15 protein-coding genes and 1 pseudogene are annotated in these 17,761 nt (G+C 66.2%); 15 read left to right on the top strand and 1 reads right to left on the bottom strand.

The window, feature by feature from the left end; genetic code table 11:
* The first annotated feature begins 9 nt into the window (after positions 1 to 9).
* The 8 genes from HMPREF2808_RS07510 to HMPREF2808_RS07475 all read left to right on the top strand — a co-directional run bounded on the left by HMPREF2808_RS07510 (position 10) and on the right by HMPREF2808_RS07475 (position 9,735).
* Complete coding sequence (locus HMPREF2808_RS07510; RefSeq protein WP_232770745.1) at positions 10 to 2,256, top strand: ATP-binding cassette domain-containing protein; 2,247 nt, start codon at positions 10 to 12, stop codon at positions 2,254 to 2,256.
* A gap of 166 nt (positions 2,257 to 2,422) precedes the next feature.
* Entirely contained in the window at positions 2,423 to 2,950 is a 528-nt protein-coding gene (locus HMPREF2808_RS13740) for a hypothetical protein (protein WP_246816483.1), read from the top strand.
* Positions 2,947 to 3,990, top strand: a complete 1,044-nt coding sequence (locus tag HMPREF2808_RS07500; protein ID WP_070531848.1) for an ABC transporter ATP-binding protein — start codon at positions 2,947 to 2,949, stop codon at positions 3,988 to 3,990. Before HMPREF2808_RS13740 ends, HMPREF2808_RS07500 begins: the two co-directional genes overlap by 4 nt.
* On the top strand, positions 3,987 to 4,739 hold the full coding sequence (locus tag HMPREF2808_RS07495) for an ABC transporter permease (protein ID WP_070517740.1): 753 nt from the start codon (positions 3,987 to 3,989) through the stop codon (positions 4,737 to 4,739). The genes HMPREF2808_RS07500 and HMPREF2808_RS07495 overlap by 4 nt, the downstream gene beginning before the upstream one ends.
* Positions 4,736 to 5,473 carry an ABC transporter permease gene (locus HMPREF2808_RS07490; protein ID WP_070523826.1) on the top strand — a complete coding sequence of 246 codons (738 nt, stop codon included), beginning with the start codon at positions 4,736 to 4,738 and terminating at the stop codon, positions 5,471 to 5,473. Before HMPREF2808_RS07495 ends, HMPREF2808_RS07490 begins: the two co-directional genes overlap by 4 nt.
* A 73-nt stretch (positions 5,474 to 5,546) precedes the next feature.
* Positions 5,547 to 6,230: a class I SAM-dependent methyltransferase gene (locus HMPREF2808_RS07485; RefSeq protein ID WP_070624347.1), complete on the top strand. Its 684-nt coding sequence runs from the start codon at positions 5,547 to 5,549 to the stop codon at positions 6,228 to 6,230.
* Positions 6,227 to 8,005: an ABC transporter ATP-binding protein gene (locus HMPREF2808_RS07480; RefSeq protein ID WP_070624346.1), complete on the top strand. Its 1,779-nt coding sequence runs from the start codon at positions 6,227 to 6,229 to the stop codon at positions 8,003 to 8,005. Before HMPREF2808_RS07485 ends, HMPREF2808_RS07480 begins: the two co-directional genes overlap by 4 nt.
* The gene (locus HMPREF2808_RS07475; protein WP_070517736.1) at positions 8,002 to 9,735 is read left to right on the top strand and encodes an ABC transporter ATP-binding protein; all 1,734 of its coding nucleotides are present in this window, start codon (positions 8,002 to 8,004) and stop codon (positions 9,733 to 9,735) included. The genes HMPREF2808_RS07480 and HMPREF2808_RS07475 overlap by 4 nt, the downstream gene beginning before the upstream one ends.
* A 17-nt stretch (positions 9,736 to 9,752) precedes the next feature.
* Here HMPREF2808_RS07475 and HMPREF2808_RS13515 read toward each other — a convergent pair whose 3' ends face one another.
* On the bottom strand, positions 9,753 to 9,920 hold the full coding sequence (locus HMPREF2808_RS13515) for a hypothetical protein (RefSeq protein ID WP_154736589.1): 168 nt from the start codon (positions 9,918 to 9,920) through the stop codon (positions 9,753 to 9,755).
* Positions 9,921 to 9,932: 12 nt separating this feature from the next.
* On the opposite strand from HMPREF2808_RS13515, the gene HMPREF2808_RS13345 reads away from it, so the two are divergent.
* From HMPREF2808_RS13345 to HMPREF2808_RS07445, 7 genes and pseudogenes are all read left to right on the top strand, one after another.
* Complete coding sequence (locus tag HMPREF2808_RS13345) at positions 9,933 to 10,307, top strand: hypothetical protein (RefSeq protein WP_141746424.1); 375 nt, start codon at positions 9,933 to 9,935, stop codon at positions 10,305 to 10,307.
* Positions 10,308 to 10,848: 541 nt separating this feature from the next.
* Positions 10,849 to 11,007, top strand: a pseudogene (locus tag HMPREF2808_RS07470) (protein tyrosine phosphatase); the annotation flags it as partial.
* A gap of 94 nt (positions 11,008 to 11,101) precedes the next feature.
* Entirely contained in the window at positions 11,102 to 13,054 is a 1,953-nt protein-coding gene (locus tag HMPREF2808_RS07465) for a glycosyltransferase (protein ID WP_070624345.1), read from the top strand.
* Positions 13,044 to 13,571, top strand: coding sequence for a phosphatase PAP2 family protein (locus HMPREF2808_RS07460; RefSeq protein WP_070523814.1), 528 nt, complete (start codon positions 13,044 to 13,046; stop codon positions 13,569 to 13,571). The genes HMPREF2808_RS07465 and HMPREF2808_RS07460 overlap by 11 nt, the downstream gene beginning before the upstream one ends.
* Positions 13,568 to 14,575, top strand: coding sequence for a decaprenyl-phosphate phosphoribosyltransferase (locus tag HMPREF2808_RS07455; RefSeq protein WP_070523811.1), 1,008 nt, complete (start codon positions 13,568 to 13,570; stop codon positions 14,573 to 14,575). The genes HMPREF2808_RS07460 and HMPREF2808_RS07455 overlap by 4 nt, the downstream gene beginning before the upstream one ends.
* A 48-nt stretch (positions 14,576 to 14,623) precedes the next feature.
* Complete coding sequence (locus tag HMPREF2808_RS07450; protein ID WP_070523808.1) at positions 14,624 to 16,369, top strand: arabinofuranosyltransferase AftB family protein; 1,746 nt, start codon at positions 14,624 to 14,626, stop codon at positions 16,367 to 16,369.
* Between the two features lie 144 nt (positions 16,370 to 16,513).
* Positions 16,514 to 17,545, top strand: a complete 1,032-nt coding sequence (locus tag HMPREF2808_RS07445) for an alpha/beta hydrolase (protein WP_070624344.1) — start codon at positions 16,514 to 16,516, stop codon at positions 17,543 to 17,545.
* Positions 17,546 to 17,761 lie beyond the last annotated feature (216 nt).

Genomic DNA, 17,761 nt, shown 5'->3' with positions numbered 1-17,761 from the left:
GCACCCGACATGGTGGATCTCTCCTTCGATTTCGGCACGATCAACGCCATCACGGGACCCGTGGGATGCGGAAAGACAAGCCTGGCCCACCTCATCGCTGGACTGATTCCCTCGCACATCCCCATCGACCATGCCGGATTCGTGCACATCGTCGATGCCGACGGCACCGAACGCCCCGTGGACGGGGACCGGGTCACCTTCGTCGGGCAAGACCCGGCGACGCAGGTGCTCACGCTCCGAGTCGTCGATGACGTGGCCATGGCCCTCGAGTTTTCCCTCGTGGAAGCCGGTATCGTCGCCAAGCGATCAGCCGAGGCTCTATCGGAGCTCGGGCTGTCAGAGCTCGCGGAGAAGGATCCGTGGGCTTTGTCGGGCGGGCAACGCCAGCGGATGGCCATCGCTGGTGCGGTGGCCAGGGCGCCGGAGGTCATGATCTTCGACGAGCCCGCCGCCCACGTCGACGAGGACGGTCGGCGGGCGCTGTTCGCCGCCATCCGTGATTTGCGGGCCCCGGGGCGCGTCATCCTGCTCATCGAGCACGACCTCCGTCCGTTCGACGGGTGGGTCGACACGGTGACAATCCTCGATGCGGACGGGAGCGTCGCCGCGCACGGAGCGCCGGAGGGTATCGCGGTGAAGGGCATTGCGACGTCGGCCGCGACCGCCGGAGCGCCGGACGCCAGTACGCCGGGCACGGGGGCACCGGACCGTCTCAGTCCGGACCGGCGGCGAAGGCCCCGGGGAGCCGGGGATGGCGCCGATCCGGAATCGGAGGCGGACGCCGTTCCACTGCTGGCCTTGACCGGAGCCCATGTGGCCCGGGGCAGGGAGCGGATCCTGAACGGGGCCGATCTGACACTGGAACGGGGCGAGATTCATGCCCTAGTCGGTGCCAACGGAGTCGGTAAGTCCACCTTGCTGGCGGTGCTGTCGGGCCAGATGAAGGCGGGAGCGGACCTCCGGATTGACGGCGCGTCCGCCCGGCGCGTCCCCGACGCCTTCGCGTCGTTGGCGTTCCAGAACCCCGAGCACCAGTTCACCCGCGCGACCGTCGCCGCGGAAATCGACTCCGCGCTGGCCGGCACGGACCCGCACGGACCACTCGGCGCCGATGAGCTGTGGAAACTGCGGGAAGCCTTGTGCCCCCGGGCACTTGACCCCGTCTCGCCGTTCGTCCTGTCGGGCGGACAGAAAAGACGGTTGGGCATCTTCCTGGCGGTGGCGGCCAATCGCCGTTTGCTGCTTCTCGACGAGCCGTTGGCGCATCTGGATTCGCCGAGCTCGCGCATCGTACTGGATGCCCTAGCGGAATACGCAGGGGCCGGCGGAACCGTTGTGTTCACGTGCCACGACCGCCGTGCTGCGCGAACGTGGGCGGATCGGGCGAGCATCGTCGCCGAAGGGAAGGTCGCCTGGTCCGGTCCCGCAGCCGACGTGCCGGCTTCCCCGGAGTCGTCCCGGCGGGATCGCGCACTGCCCGCGGCCGGCGCACGGACGTCCTTGGACGAAAGCCCCTGGACCAGTGGATCCGCCGCTCGAAGGCGCGCGGGGTTGAACGCCATCACGATTGTCGCGGCGGTGATGCTCGTCCTCGTCGCCGGGCTGCTCTCCGGCGGAGACGCCGTTCTCGCTCTGACGGGGGTCGCGTTCCTCGCACTCGCTGCGATCGCGGAACGCGACGTTCGGGCGACGGCGGGGAAGGTCCTCCTCGTCCTGTTGATCGGGGTGTTCTTCGGCCTGCTCGGGTGGCGCTCCGAGTTCTACGGCAGTGGGGATCCGGCGGAGGCTGTCCGCCACGGCATCCATCACGGACTGCTACTGACGGCCGTGTTTGCGGGGACGGTCCTGGTCTCCGCGTGTATGCGCGTCGAGGAGCTTTTCGACGCCATGGTGCAACGCCTCCGGGTGCCCTACACATGGTGCACCATAGCGATTTCCGGGGTGAGCATCGCGGCGTTCCTGCGCAGCGAAATCCCCCAGCTGACATGGGCGATTAGATTGCGCTCGATGCGACCGGGGCAGTCTTTCCGCTCCGGCTTCATTCGCGCGACGACGCCCGCGCGCATCGCCTTTCCCCTGTTCGTCAGCGCCGTGCGCTGCGCCGAAAAGCTGTCCCTGACCCTGGTGATGCGCAACTTCGGCCGCCATCCGCGACGTACCTTCCGCACCGATCACCCCTGGCGAGTGCGTGACGGTTTCGCGGCTGCAGCGTCCGCCGCGGCCTTCGTTGCCGCCCTGGTGTCCGCAGTGACTTGACGGGCACCCGGAACCGGCGGGCCCCGAGCCCGCGAGCGTTTCCGAGCCTGTACGGAGACGCGCCCCACCCAGTTGCTTCAACCCTTCAGACACATCCTCCGGGTCGCGCCATGCGGGCCCGGTCCGCCCGGCACCGGCATGGCGCCGGCAACCGAAAGAGGTACCAGTGAACACGATCCGGACCATCAGCGACGTGCTTCGGGACAAGGCCGATGAGACGAAGAAGGGGATCACCTTCGTCGAGAATCGGCGGGACGTCCTCGTCCCGTACGGCCGGGTCCATGCGGAGGCGGTGGCGGCTGCGACTCGGTTGGCTGAAGCCGGCATCGGCCCCGGCGATCGCGTGATCTTCCAAGTTTCGGAGAACCGCGGGCTCATCCGGGCGTTCTGGGGCTGCGTCTACGCCGGCGCGGGCGATGCGGGGCCGGCGGCCGAGACAACCGTCGTCCGGGCAACTGGCCCGGGTTCCTACAAAATGACCGCGGCCATTGCCGCCGCCACCGTTGCGTCGGTCGCGGGGAAGCCGGTCGCGCCGGGGTGCCGGGATCTCGTCAGCCACCCCCGGCTCCTCGAACCGGTCCTCGCCTTCGCCCGCGATGCGGGCATCCATATCGAAACGCCGCATGACAACCCGACCACGGGGCCACTGCCGGCAGCGGCCCACTGCGACACCAAAGAAAAGGAGAAACGATGACGGATCAAGCTGAACGGGGTGCGGCGATCGTCGTCCGCGACCTCACGAAGAGCTACCCGATTGCGGGCAAAGCCGGCACCGCGCCCGAAGGCGGGGCAGGTGCTCCGCCGGACGGCGGGCGCAAGGGAAAGCGCGGCGCCCGGATGCGCAAGCATGTGCTCGACGGCGTGAGTTTCACCGTGCCCGCCGGGTCGATCGTGTCGTTCCTCGGCCACAACGGCGCAGGCAAGACCACCCTCATCCGAATCCTGTCGACGCTCATCACCGCAGACTCCGGCGAGGTGAGCATCTTCTCGCGCGATGTGAAAGAGGATCCGGCGGGCGTGCGCGCCGACATTGCCACCACCGGCCAATTCGCGGCGATCGACGAGAACCTCACCGGCCGGGAGAACCTGGAGTTCTTCGGGCGGCTGCGCGGACTCGACCGCGCCGACGCGGCCGCCCGCGCGACGGAACTGCTCGCGCAATTCTCGCTCGCAGACAGTGCTTCGACGTTGGCGTCGGCCTATTCGGGTGGCATGCGGCGCCGTCTCGACATCGCCGCGTCGCTGTGCGTCGTGCCCAGGCTGCTGTTCCTCGACGAACCCACGACGGGGCTGGACCCGGTCAGCCGCGAAGAGCTGTGGGGCTTCATCCGGCAACTGCGGGACGACGGAATGACCCTGGTGCTGACCACCCAGTACCTGGAAGAGGCGGAGGCGCTGGCAGACCACGTCCATCTGCTCAAGGACCGCCGCATCGTCGCCAGCGGAACGCCGGAGGAATTGCGCCGCGACTTCGGGTCGCACGTGCTCCGCGTGTCCTTTGCCACCACCGCCGAGGCGGAGGCGTTCGCCCGCTGCCTCGGACGAACGTGCCTGGACGGCGTCCGCGTCGCGGGGAAGTCGGTGTCCCTCGACGTCGACCCCGGACCGCAGGTCCTCGAGGCGGTGGCGCAGGCGATGGAGGCCTCGGAAGCGTTGCCGGATTCGCTGAGCGTGTCGCCACCCACCCTCAACGAGGTATTCATATCGATGAACGCAGGGGGTGCGGCGCGATGAGTGCGACGTCGGTCGCGGCGTTCCTCCGTCGGGATCTGCTGCTGTTGCGACGCAACACCGCGTCGCTGATCTCCATGTTCGTCGTTCCTCCCCTCTTCCTGCTGTGCCTGTACGCGGTGTTTGGGTACTCGGCAGGGCAATCCGGCTTCGGGTACCTGCGTTTCGTGCTCGGCGGCTGCCTGTTCCAGGCGGCGATGTTCACCGCCGCGGCGTCGGCGATGGCGGTGGGACAGGACGTCGAATCCGGGCTCGTTGACCGCGTGCGCGTGCTGCCCGGGGCCACAGGCGGCTATGTCGCCGGCAGGCTCGCCACCGATGTGCTGCGGATGTCCGCGTCGATCGCGGCGCTGCTGGTCGTCGCGTGGTCCTGCGGCCTCGACATGGCTCTCGGTGACGTCGCGTGGACAGTCCTGTGGTCACTGCTCGCCGCCGCGGTCCTGTCCCTGGTCACGGACGGGGTGATCCTGATGGTGCCCGCCCCGGTGTCGACAGCCTCATCGATCCAGGCGCTGGAAATGCTGCTGCTCATGTTCTCCACCGCGTTCATTCCGGCGACCGCTTTGGACGGCTCCCTGCGCGACGTCGTACGTCACATGCCGTTTTCGCCGATCATCGAGGTGATCAGGGCGGCGTCCCCGGATGCCTTCCCGGATAGTGCCGGGGAAGAGGCAGCCCTGTGGCTCGGTGTCGCGGCGGTCGCCGGAATCGTCTTGTTCATCCGCCGGTTCACCTCGAGGAGCGAATCATGATCGGCCCCATCTTCGTGCATCTGCGGCGCATTGCCCACATTTGGCTGCGGCGCCCCGACTTCTGGTTCATGACGTTCATTGCTCCGCTCGTGTACCTGTTCATCGTCAACCGCATGTTCGGTAGCCTGGTCAGGCAGCTCACCGGAGAGTTCGAACTCCCGAACGCGGTCATCCTGGTCGTGACGACGTGGGCGTTCATCTTGGCCATCACGGGATCGTCCACTGTGTTCGTTGAACGCAGCAATGGCCTCCACGAGCGGTTGATCACCATGCCGGCGCCGTACGCGGCCGTGCCGGTCGCACGGATCATCGCTGAGTTCATCCGGATCATGGCGATGTCGGTCGTCGTCGCGGCGGTGGCCGCCTTGCTTTCCGACAGCCCCCCTGAGGCGTCCTGGTGGTGGAGGATCGCGGTGACCGGCGCGATGGTTGCCGCGGCGGCCGCATGCACCGGCACGTACATCGCGTTCTCCATCACCAGCCCCCAGGGCTCCGTGGCCCTCATCCCGTTAATCATCGTTGCGATGTTCGTCAACACGGTGCTCATGCCCGCCGACCACTTCCGTCCCCTCCTGCGCGGAATCGCCGGGCACACCCCCGTATCCGCGGCCGGCGAGGCCGTCAACGGCACCGGGGCTGCGGGTCTGGTGGTCTGCGCGGCCTGGTTCTTTGGTATCGCCGTGCTCGCGGCGTGGGGCATCGCCGTGAAAACGAGGCCGGGGGAGTCTGCATGACGGCCCGCGAATCCGAGCATCTAACCCGAAACCGCCGCGTGGACGCGGCCCACACACCCGGAGACAGAACCAGATGAAGTCGATCGCCCAGATCGTCCAGAACAACCGCAGGCTCCTCGCGGCCTACGAGGACAAGGTCGAGCCGAGGTTCCTAAGCCGCTATGCGCGCGAACCGATGGACGCCGCCGCCGTGTACCGGAAGCTCCGTGCGCTGGATCCCGGGCCGGATGCGCCGGCCCGGGTCCTCGACCTCGGTTGTGGAACCGGGTGGCTCGCCCGCACGCTCGCCGCTGAGTCTCGCTATCGCAGGGCGAACATCGTCGGCTACGACCTGTCGCCCAATGCGATCCGCATCGCCCGCGAACGCGCCGCCGCCGACGGGCTCGGGGCCCGGACGGAATTCCACGTTGCCGACATCCTCACGCCGCTCGCGGGAGAGCCCGGCGGGGCCTGTGAAATCTGGGTGTGTGGCGCGCTCCACCAAATGAAGGATGCGGGAGCCGCGCTCGGCAGGGTCTCCGGGTTGCTCGCCGACGGCGGCATCGCTTACGTGCAGACGTTCGTCGAGGATCCCGACGTGAACGAGCGGGTCGACATGGCCGTCATGGCGAAGATGGGCCACCGGGTGTTCCGGGGCAGCGAGCTCGAGGACCTCGCCGAAGCCAACGGGCTGAAGCTGGACGGAGCCTCACGCGCCGGCATGGTGTATTTCTGCACTCTCGCGAAGAAAAGCGCGATCGGGGAGGCGGGGAAGTGAGCGCCGTGGACGGGACCGTCGGCCCGTGGTCGCTGCTCGCCCCGATCCGGACCCGGATGCGTGCGGTGGTCGCGTTGTCCGTCCTGTCGTCGGTGGCTACCGTCGCTTCGCTGGTCGGCATCATCGACATCGCGATGACGTACCCGGAGGCCCCGGTGCATCGGACGTGGTTGGCCGTGGTTGTCATCGTCGTCGCCGCGACGGTGCGAATGGCTGCGGACGGCGCCGCCGGCATGCTCTCGCACCGGGCGGATAACGACCTGCAGCTCCACCTCCGGCGCCGGTTGGTTGCCCATATCCGGAAGCTGCCGCTGGGTTGGCTGGACGCCCGGCGCTCGTCGGGGATCATCGGGTCGGTTGAGAAGGACGTCGCGGCCGTCCACCAGCTCATGGGCCACACCGTCGGCGAGACCGTGGTGGCGGTGCTGGTTCCCCTGCTTTCCCTCATCGCGCTCGTCGCGGTCGATTGGCGGATCGCGGCGGTGGCGGTCGTCCCAGTGCTGGTCACCTTCGCCCTGATGGGCATGATGATTTCGCGCGGAGCCGATCTTCAGCGCGACTACGAGCGAGCCTCTGAAAAAGTGACGGCTGCGGTCATCGAGTTGGTGCGCGGCATCCCTGTGATGAAGTCCTTCGGACGCGCCAACCAGGGCGCGGGCCGCTACGATGCTGCGGCGTCGTCGTTCGTCCGCGCGTGGTCCGCCTGGTCCCGGCAGTCGAACATCTATCTCGGGCTCATCGACGTGGTGACGTCCCCGATCACGGTCCTCGCAGTGGTGTGCGGCGCCGGCCTCGCTTTGAGGGACACCGCGGGCGGCAAACCCGAGGGTCTCGTCGCCGGGCTGGTTCTCGGCCTTGGACTCTCCGCGGCGATCGTGCGGGTGGCCATGAACTCCGAACCCATCATCGCGGGGCTCGCCGCTCTGAAGTCCATTGCGAAGGTGCTGAGCACGCCGCCGATCGCCGAGCCCGCCGATCCGGTGCCCGCGCGCGGGGGCGCGCTCGAGGTTCGGAACCTGGTCTTCTCCTACGGGGATGGGCCGCGGGTCCTCGACGGGATGTCCGCGACGTTCGAACCGGGGACCCTCACGGCGCTGGTGGGGTCCTCCGGTTCCGGAAAGTCCACCGTCGCCCGGCTGTTGGCACGTTTCCACGACCCTGTCGAAGGCTCGGTGCTGCTGGGCGGCGACGATCTTCGCGACATCGCCGTGCGCGACGTGCACCGTTCGGTGTCGGTGGTGTTCCAGGATCCGCAGTTGCTCACGCTGCCCTTGCGGGAGAACATCCGGCTGGCCAGGAGAGACGCCACCGACGGCGAAATCATGGCGGCCGCGAAGCTCGCGAACCTCGATACGGTCATCGCGGCGCTGCCGAAGGGCCTGGATTCGGTGGTCAACGTCGACGTGACCTTTTCCGGTGGTGAGGCGCAGCGCGTGGCCATCGCGAGGTCGATTGTCACGGACGCGCCGGTGCTCATCTTCGACGAGGCAACCGCTTACGCGGATCCGGCTTCCGAGGCCCTCATTCAGTCCGCAATCGAGCGTTTGGCTCGTTCGCGGACGGTGATCGTGATTGCGCACAGATTGAGCACGATCCGCAACGCCGACCGCATCCTCGTTCTCGATGGGGGAGCGGTCGCGGAGGCGGGCACCCACGACGAGTTGCTTGCGCGCGGTGGCCGCTACCGGGATCTGTGGCGCGCGTTCGCGCTCGACGACGAACCATCCGCCCCGCGGGGCACTGAAGCAGACGATGAAAAGGCAGGGAACCGATGATCCGGGACTTGTGGTCGATGACGGATCGGCGCTCGAAGATGACGCTGGCGTGGCTCATTGCGTTGGCCGCGCTTGCCGCGCTGGCACAGGGTGCGGCGTTCGTCGCGCTGCTGCCGCTGCTGTCGGCTCTGGCCGTGGGAGATGATGCGACGGCGTGGCGTTTCACCGGCGTCATCGCCGGCCTCGCGGCCGCCCATGCGGTGCTGTCCCTCGCCGCGGGGACGGTCGGCAGGGCGAATTCCGCAGCGGTGCTGTCGTCCCTGCTGCGTTCCCTGGGCGAACGCGTGCTGACGTTGCCACTCGGGTACGTCACCAAGTCCACGGCCGGCCGCTTTTCGGAGATGGCGTCTTCGGGCATGGCGTTCGCGGCGTCCGTGCCGCACGTGATCCTGAGGCCCGTCATCGCTGCTGTGGTTGCGCCGACCGTCATCGCTCTCGGAATTCTGGCGGTGGATTGGCGCGTCGGGTTGGTTCTCGTCGCGTCGGCGCCGGTGCTCTTCTTCGCCTACCGGGCCATTGGCCGGGTTGGCGGGGAGTCGGACGAAGCGCATGCTGACGCCGTAGCTGCCGTCTCCGGCAGGCTGATCGAGTTCACCCGCGGCCAGCAGGTGATTCGCGCCGCGGGCGACGGTTCGGCGGCGGACGCGATGGTGGATGAGGCGATCCAGGCCCAACACGATGCGTTCGCGAAGGCGACGTCGACGCAAGGCGCGGCCATCGGACGGTTGGGCTCGGTCGTCCATGCGGTGTTCACGGCGGCGGTGGTCGTCGCCGTGGCGGTCGCCGCGACGGGCGGGATGTCACCGGCGCATTTGGCGCCGATGCTCATTGTGGTCGTCCAGTTCACCGGACCGATCACCACGGCGGGAGCGTTGTCCGGCGGTTTCGGCGCGGGCCGCAACACGTTGGCTGCGCTGCGTGACCTGCGGGCGATCCCCGCCCTTCCCGAGCCTGCCGCACCGGAGCTGCCCGACGGGCATGACGTGGAGTTCCGCGGCGTGAGCTTCGGGTACGGGGATAAGAAGGTTCTCGACGGCGTCAGCTTCCGTGCACCTCAGGGAGCACTGGTTGCCGTAGTGGGACCGTCGGGGGCGGGCAAGACGACGGTCATGCGGCTGCTGTCGCGTTTTCATGATCCGGACTCGGGGGAGATCCTCATTGGCGGGGTGCCCTTGCCTCGGATCGGCACCGACGGCGTAAACTCGCTGGTGACCCCGGTGTTCCAGGAGACGTTCCTCTTCGACGCGTCCGTGCGGGACAACGTGGTCTTCGCCGACCCCGGATTCGGTTCCAAGCCCGGCGACGGAGACCGCTTGCGCGAGGCCGCCCGGCGATCCGGGGTGGACCGCATCGTGGAGCTGCTGCCTTCCGGGTGGGATAACCCGGTGGGGGAGGAGGGGACGCTGCTGTCGGGAGGCGAGCGGCAGCGCGTCGCCATCGCCCGGGCGCTTCTGAAGGATTCCCCGGTGGTGCTTTTCGACGAGCCAACGTCCTCGCTGGATGCGGCCACTGAGCAGGCGATTGTCGGCACGATGGAAGCGTTGCGCGGCGATCACACCGTGATCGTCGTCGCCCATCGCCTGCACACCGTCCGCGATGCCGACCTCATCGTCGTGCTTTCGGAGGACGGGACGGTCGCAGAACGGGGCACGCACGATGAATTGCTGGCGAAGGGCGGCCGCTACGCCGAGTCGTGGACGTGCCGGACGGGAGGCTCCCCGGGCGCCTGATCCTCGTCCGTCGAGGACTATCGCTCCGGTCCGGTACCGGTGCAGTGGTCCCGCCACGCCGTCCCGGTCAGCGGGTCCTCGACGATGCCCTGGGCGACAGGGGCGTAATTGAAGCCGTAGTGCTCGGTGCGGTGGGCGGGGCACACGTCTTGGACGGTGATGTTGGTGACGCCGGGTTCCCGCACGAAGGAGTTTTAGTGGGGGAGCACGGCATTGTCGTGCCGCGTGCCCAGGAAGGTGTACCGCACGCTCGGTCGAGTGATGTCGCCGATGGTCAGCTCATTCAGCAGCATGGAACCGGAGATCTGCTGTTCCCAGGCAAGCGCGTTCGTTTTGCCGGCGTTTCGGGAGTATCCGTGGCGCATCTCGGGGTGGACGTCAAAGCGATCGGCTGCGCTGTGCTCCCGGGGCCCGTGGTTCGAGGCACCGGTACCGATGAGCTGTTCGACGACCCGGTCCCGGGAATGAGGATGACGGGCAATTCACCGTCCCGGGGTGGCACCGGAAGTCGTTGGCGCCGGGGGCACCAGACTGGGCTTGGCCATGGACAGGGCCCGGGCGGCCGCGGGTGAGGTTTGCCGGCGGCCGGGCCACCGGTCGGGAAACCGCCGTCCGACAGCGACGAGGGGATTCTCGTCACCTCGTCGGGGCGTGTTCCTATATAGGTTGTGAACTCCACGGGTGGGCTTGGGGCCTGACCCCCGGAGAGTAGACACGTCGGGGGTCAGGCCCATCCTTGGTTCCTCATTGGGGCATGTGATGGCGGGGATTTCTCTGAAGGTTTCGTTTTCCCTTGCTGGCGTTCTTTTTGCAGCATTTCTTGTTTGTACCGGCGTTTATCTCACTTGGGGAGCAGTTGGGAAGAGGTCCGCTAAAGTCGACTCTTTGAGCTGACTGAAATAGGAAGAAAGACACACTGATCATGTGTTGCTATGAGGAGTATCCTTCTTATTGCACAGAGTTAATAGTTGTCAGTTAGCGAAAAATTAGTCAGTATTGTTCTCTACTTTCTCAATCTCCCTCCGATTCGACACTCTCTTGAGCCTCTGACAATTGCGGCCACGAGTTCGTGACCATCGAGGTCGATTTCCTTTTGGCGCCGCAATCATAGGCGACGAAGTCGGCAAGGACATCAAGATTTGGGATATCGCTACGGCAGAAACCGTAGAGGAGACCCGCGAGCTGGCTGACGACCTCGGCGCCCGCGTGCTTTACATGCTCAACCGTCTGGGCATCGAACCCATCTCGGAGGATGCACCCCTCTCGGCTTAGCTTTCAGCCGCGTGGGAACTCAGCTGAAGAGTGCGAAACCACTAATCTTGGTTCCTGAATACTGTCGAAACCTGTGTGGAGAACCGAAGATATCGTGACTGCCAACAATACTGCTGCGTACGAACCCGTACAGCGCATCCTGCTGCCCAAGCGTGGCGAGCCGGTCGACGTCCGCATGCTCTACCTCATCGAGTCCGAGCAAAACCGCGAGCGCCTCAGCTGGAGCGGCCGCACCTCCGTGACCATCCCGGCCGGCGAGGAAGCCTCCTTCGAGACCTACTTCAACGCCTTCCCGGCCGCCTACTGGCGCCGCTGGTCTCAGCTGAAGTCCATCGTGCTGGTGATGGACGTCGAGGGCGAGGCCAACATTTCCCTCTACCGTTCCAAGCAGGATGGCCAGCGCATCGCCGTGGCCAACCACGTGGTGACCACCGGCCACCACGAGTTTGAGCTGCCCCTGAAGAACTTCGAGGACGGCGGCCTGCTGTGGTTCGATGCCTCTGCCGTTGAGGACACCGTGCTTGCCGACGCCTCCTGGTGCGCCCCCCACGCCCCGAACCCGCAGCTCCTACCGGACGGCAGTGAGTACCCGGCGCAGGACAAGCGCGTCGCCGTGGGCATCCCGACCTTTAACCGCCCCACCGACGCCGTCGCGGCACTGCAGGCGCTGGCGGAGGACCCGGTGGTGGACGGCATCATCGACTACGTCCTCATGCCGGACCAGGGCAACCAGCACCCGGCGGACGAGCCGGGCTACGACGAAGCGGTGGCGCACTTTGGTGAGCGCTTCCGCGAGTTCCGCCAGGGAAACCTGGGCGGCTCGGGCGGTTACTCCCGCATCATGTTCGAGGCGCTGGAGAATACCGACTCGCCCTACATCCTCTACATGGACGATGACATCGCCATCGAGCCGGATTCCATCCTCCGTGCGGTCCAAGCGGCGCGCTACGCCGCCAAGCCCTTCATCGTGGGCGGCCAGATGCTCAACCTGCAGGAGCGCTCCCAGCTGCGTACCACCGGCGAGCGCGTCAACCGCGCCGACTTTATGTGGGGTGCGGCCGAGCACGCCGTCTACGACCACGACTTTGCCAAGTACCCGCTGCGCGCCATCGGTGACGCCCAGTCCCACCTCGACCCGAAGAAGTACGACTCCCGCGCGCTGCACCGCCGCGTCGACGTGGAATACAACGGCTGGTGGATGTGCCTCTTCCCGCGCGTCGTCGCGGAGAGCATCGGGCAGCCGCTGCCGCTGTTCATCAAGTGGGATGACACCGAATACTCCCTGCGCGCCGCCGCCCACGGTTTCCCCACGGTGACCTGGCCGGGCGCTGCCATCTGGCACATGGCCTGGGCGGATAAGGACGATGCCATCGACTGGCAGGCCTACTTCCACCTGCGCAACCGCCTCATCGTGGCGGCCCTTTACCACGAGGGCGATGCGCGCGGGATTACCAAGTCCATCTTCAAGTCCACCCTCAAGCACACCATGTGCATGGAGTACTCCACCATGGCCATCCAGCTGGAGGCCATGAAGGACTTCCTGGCCGGCCCGGATCAGCTCTTCGACATCCTGGAGTCCTCGCTGCCGCGCATCGCGGCGATCCGCAAGGAATTCCCGGACGCCGTCATCATCGAGTCGGCGGATCAGCTGCCCGCGCCCACCGGCGCGCCGGGCGTGCCCACCCGCAACATCGGCGGCCGCCTGGGCAAGATCAAGAAGATTCCGTGGCTCATCAAGTCTGCCAAGCACCTGGTTACCAAGGAAGACCCGGCCCATCACGAGGCGCCGCAGCTCAACCTCACCCCGGAGGAGGCCCGCTGGTTCACGCTCTCCCGCGTCGATTCCGCCACCGTCTCCACCGCGGGCGGCACCGGCGTGGCCTTCCGCAAGCGCGACCGAGAGCTGGCCCTCGAGCTGGTGAAATCCACCCGCGAGCTGCTCAAGGAAATCGAGGAGAACTTCGATGACCTGCGCGCCGAGTACCGCGCGGCCCTGCCGGAGCTGACCTCCCGCGAGTCCTGGCGAAAGGTCTTCGATGCCCAATAAGCTGTCTATCGCCGAATCCCACGTCCTCGAGAAGATTCAGGACGTGGCCTTCGAGGCCCCCGGCGTTCTGCCCACCGCGCGGGGCTTAAGCCACTTCGGCGAGCACGCCCTGGGCTGGCTGGCTCTCTCTGGTCTGGGTGCTGCCGTGAATTACCAGAAGCCGGCGCGCCGCCGCCAGTGGGTGGCTGTTGGCGTGGGCGCTTTTACGGCGCACGCGGCCAGCGTTGTGATCAAGCGCATTGTGCGCCGCAAGCGCCCGGATTATGACTACGTCAAGGTGGGCGTGAAAACCCCGTCTAAGCTGTCGTTTCCTTCTTCTCACGCGACGTCCACAACGGCGTTCCTCGTGGGTGCCGCGCACGTCATGGGAACCCCGGCACCGCTCGTCGGTGTGCCGGTCATGATGGCCTCGCGTATGGTGCTCGGGGTACATTACCCATCCGATACGGCGTTCGGCGCCCTGCTGGGGGCCGCCACCGCGGAAGCATGTCACCGCTATGAAAGGAAGACCGCATGAGCGAACGACCAAACCGCGTCGACGACGGTGAGCAGAGAGTCTTCCACTCTGAGCCGCACACCTCCGGCATCGATACCGGCCGCAAGCGCAAGCCCCCGAAGAACCTCGCCGACGGCATGGTCAAGGCCCTGCGCCCCAAGCAGTGGGTCAAGAACGTCCTGGTCTTGGCCGCCCCTGCGGCCGCGGGTGCGGACTCGCTGTTTCATTCGCGCGTGCTACTCGACGTCCTCCTCGCCTTCATCGTCTTCTGCATGGGCGCGTCCTCCATTTACCTCATCAACGATGCCCGCGATGTGGAGGCTGACCGTGCGCACCCAACGAAGCGCTTCCGCCCGATCGCAGCGGGCGTGCTTCCGGTGGGCCTGGCCTATGTCATGGCGGCCGTGCTTATCATCGGCTCGATTGGCCTGTCCTTCCTGGCCACGGCGGGCCTGCAGCTCGCCATCGTCATGGCCATTTACATTGGCCTGCAGCTGGGCTATTGCTTCGGCTGGAAGCACATGCCGGTGATTGACATCGCCCTGGTGTCCTCCGGCTTCATGCTGCGCACCATGGCCGGCGGCGTGGCGGCGGGCATCGAGCTGTCCCAGTGGTTCCTGCTGGTGGCTGCGTTCGGCTCCTTGTTCATGGCCTCGGGTAAGCGCTACTCGGAGATCCTTTTAGCCCAGCGCACGGGCGCCAAGATCCGCAAATCCCTGGAGGGCTACACGCCCACCTACCTGCGCTTCGTCTGGACGCTGGCGGCTACTGCCGTGGTCATGTCCTACTCCCTGTGGGGCTTCCAGCTCTCCAATGAGTCTGATGGCCCGGCCAGCGTGTGGTACCAAATCTCCATGGTGCCGTTCACCATCGCCATCCTGCGCTATGCCGCCGATGTGGACCGCGGCAATGGCGGTGCACCGGACGAGATCGCCTTGGAGGACCGCGTCCTCCAGATTCTGGCCCTGGTGTGGCTGGCATGCATCGCCATGGCGGTCTACATCATGCCGGTAATGGTGGGCTAGCCAGCGGCGATCGGGAACAGGGCAAGGCAAGTGCTAAACTCTCTCCTCATGCGAAAATCCGATACACGTACCGCGGCCGCGCTCAGCGCGCTGGCCTCGGTCATCGTGATCGGAGTTTTCTCGTTTTGGGGTGGATTCGCCCGCCGCTGGATCTCCGACGACGGCCTGATTGTCCTGCGCACTGTGCGCAACCTTGAGGAAGGCAACGGGCCCGTCTTCAACGCGGGGGAGCGCGTCGAGGCGAATACCTCGACGCTGTGGCAATACCTGATCCTCCTCGTGCGGTGGGTAACGAACGCCCCGCTGGAATCCATCGCCGTCAACCTGGGCCTCGTGCTGGCGGTTGCGGCGATGGTGCTAGGGGCGTGGGCCACGGCACGCGCCTTCTTCCGCTCGGGCCAGTTTGCCGCACCGCTGGTGGCTCCCGCGGGTGCGCTGGTCTACCTCGCGCTGCCCCCGGCCCGTGACTTCTTCACCTCCGGGCTCGAATGGGGCCTGTCCATCTTCTACCTCGCGGCCCTGTGGGCGCTGCTGCAGCACTGGGTGCAGTCCCGCGATAGCGCCAGCGCCTACTGGCTAGCGCTGTGGGCCGGGCTGTCCTGGCTCGTGCGCCCGGAGTTCGCGCTCTACGGCGGACTGGCCGGCCTGCTGCTCTTGGCGGCACACCGTAATTGGAAGGCGTGGCTGGGCATCCTCGGCGCGGCCCTTCCCATCCCCGCGGGCTACCAATTCTTCCGCATGGGCTACTACGGCCTGGTGACTCCGCACACGGCGGTGGCCAAGTCGGCGTCGTCAAGCGCGTGGGGCAGCGGCCTGAACTACCTGAAGGATTTCGTGGGGCCTTATGCCCTGTACCTGCCCGTTCTCGTGCTGGCGGGTGCGGCGTTGTGGACCTTCCGCGCCCAGCTGCGCCCGGCAGCGCTGCGCAGCGCCACGACCGTGACCTACCTGATGGTCGGGGCGGCGGCGGTGCACGTGCTGTACGTGCTGCGCGTCGGCGGTGACTTCATGCACGGACGTATGCTGCTGCTGCCGCTCTTCGCCGCCCTTCTCCCCGTTTTCGTGCTGCCGCTCAAGGGTCTTGTGTCTTCGCTCGCGGTGGCCTTCTGCGCGGTGTGGGCATTCATCATCGTGCTGCGCGGGCATCCGACGGATTGGGATGCCTATGAAAAGCCGCTGTCCATCGTGGATGAGCGTGATTTCTGGACCTATGCCACCCACCGCGAGGCGGGCCACCCGCCGCGCTCGGCGCGGGATTACCTGGGGATGAAGTTCATGCGCGGCTACGAAGAAGCCGGCGAGAAACTCGTTGGCGGAGATGCCCTGGCCACCATCTATGTGGAGGATAAAGAAAAGGACCTGCTCAACTGGCTCACCGTTCCGCGCGAGCCGGGAATGAACGAGCCACCGACGGTGTACTTGGTGAACTTGGGCATGACGTCGATGAACGCGCCGCTCAATGTCCGGGTTCTTGACACGATCGGTCTGGCCACGCCGATGGCCGCGCGCATGCCCCGCGAGGAAGGCGGGCGCGTGGGCCACGACAAATCCCTCGAGCTGGAATGGCAAGCAGCACTCACGGGCGCGGACATCGAGTATCTCCCGCCGTGGTATGACAAGGACAAGACCCGCCAGGCGCGCGCCGCGCTGGACAGCCCAGAAGTGCAGGAACTCATCGCTTCCTATAGCGCGCCCCTGACGTGGGAGCGCTTCCGCGCGAATCTAGCTTTCTCGCTGACCTCGGGGCGCACGCTCATGTTGCCGTCTGACCCGAGCGATTATCCTGTCCATTAGCTTGGTGTGAGCTGGGGAGCACCCCCATGGGTAGGCGAAAATTGCCAGGGTGCGTTACGCTAAACAAGATTCTTGTTATTGATCTGTAACTATCGCTGGCGTGTTGGCGATGTAGTAGTGGCAGTAAAAACGTTAAGGAGAAACATGAGTTCACTAAGCTCTGGCCTGCGGACTCGGGTCCTCTCAGTGGTGGCAGCCATCGCTGTGGCTTTGGGCCTGGTAGTGACCGCGGGTACGCAAGAAGCATCCGCCGCCAACCGGGACTGGCTGCGTGGCGACGCCACCGGTGCCTGCGAGTGGGACCGCGTCGGCTACTGGGTACAGCGCTGCGACGTGTGGTCCCAGGCAATGGGCCGCAACATCCCAGTGCAGATCCAGCCGGCTAAGAACGGCGGCAACGCAGGTCTGTACCTGCTCGATGGCCTGCGCGCTACCGATTCCACCAATGCCTGGATCAATGACGTCAACGCCGCGCGCACCTATGTAGACCACAACATCACCCTGGTGATGCCGGTGGGTGGCGCAGCGTCCTTCTACGCGGACTGGAACGGCCCGGCCACCTATGACTTGGTCAAGCCGGTCAACTACCAGTGGGAAACCTTCCTGACCCAGGAACTGCCGGCCTACCTGGAGGGCAACTTCGGAGTGGCCCGCAACAACAACTCAGTTGCCGGCCTGTCCATGGGCGCTACCGCTGCCATCACCCTCGCTGGCAAGCACCCGGAGCAGTTCCGCCAGGCGCTGTCCTACTCCGGCTACCTCACCACGACCTTGCCGGGCGCTCAGACCTTTATGCGCCTGGCGCTGCTCGACGCCGGCGGCTTCAACATCAACGCCATGTACGGTTCCATCATCAACCCGAAGCGCTTCAGCAATGATCCGTTCAACCTGATCCCGGATCTGGCTGCGCACGGAACGGACGTTTATGTCTCCGCCGCGTCCGGCATCCCGGGGCCGGTGGATCAGCAGCGCTACCGTCCGGAGCACATCGCGGCCGGCGTGGCCTTGGAAGGCTTTGCCAACGGCACCACCCGCCTGTGGGAGCTGAAGGCCCGTGCAATGGGCGTTCGCCTGCAGACGAATTACCCGGCACAGGGCCTGCACAACTGGGAGCAGTTCGGATACCAACTCGAACGCTCCAAGCCGCAGGTGCTTAACGTAATGAACGCTTGGTAATCATCTCCTGCGTGGCCGCCGTGCTCTTGAGCACGGCGGCTTTTTCATAGACATGGTGGGCGTGTCCCCCTTCCCAAAGTCTCAAGTTAAACTTAAACTTGAGAACACATTAGACCGCTCACTACGCGTACGGTGGCGAGTTCCGCAGGAGGGGAACCTGCGGAGCCCGCTCGCGGTAGCGCGTGCCCTCATCTCGATTTACCCCTAACAAGGACT

Source organism: Corynebacterium sp. HMSC078A10 (assembly GCF_001811565.1).
GTDB classification, from domain to species: domain Bacteria; phylum Actinomycetota; class Actinomycetes; order Mycobacteriales; family Mycobacteriaceae; genus Corynebacterium; species Corynebacterium hesseae.
This window is presented reverse-complemented; position numbering and strand designations above follow the sequence as displayed.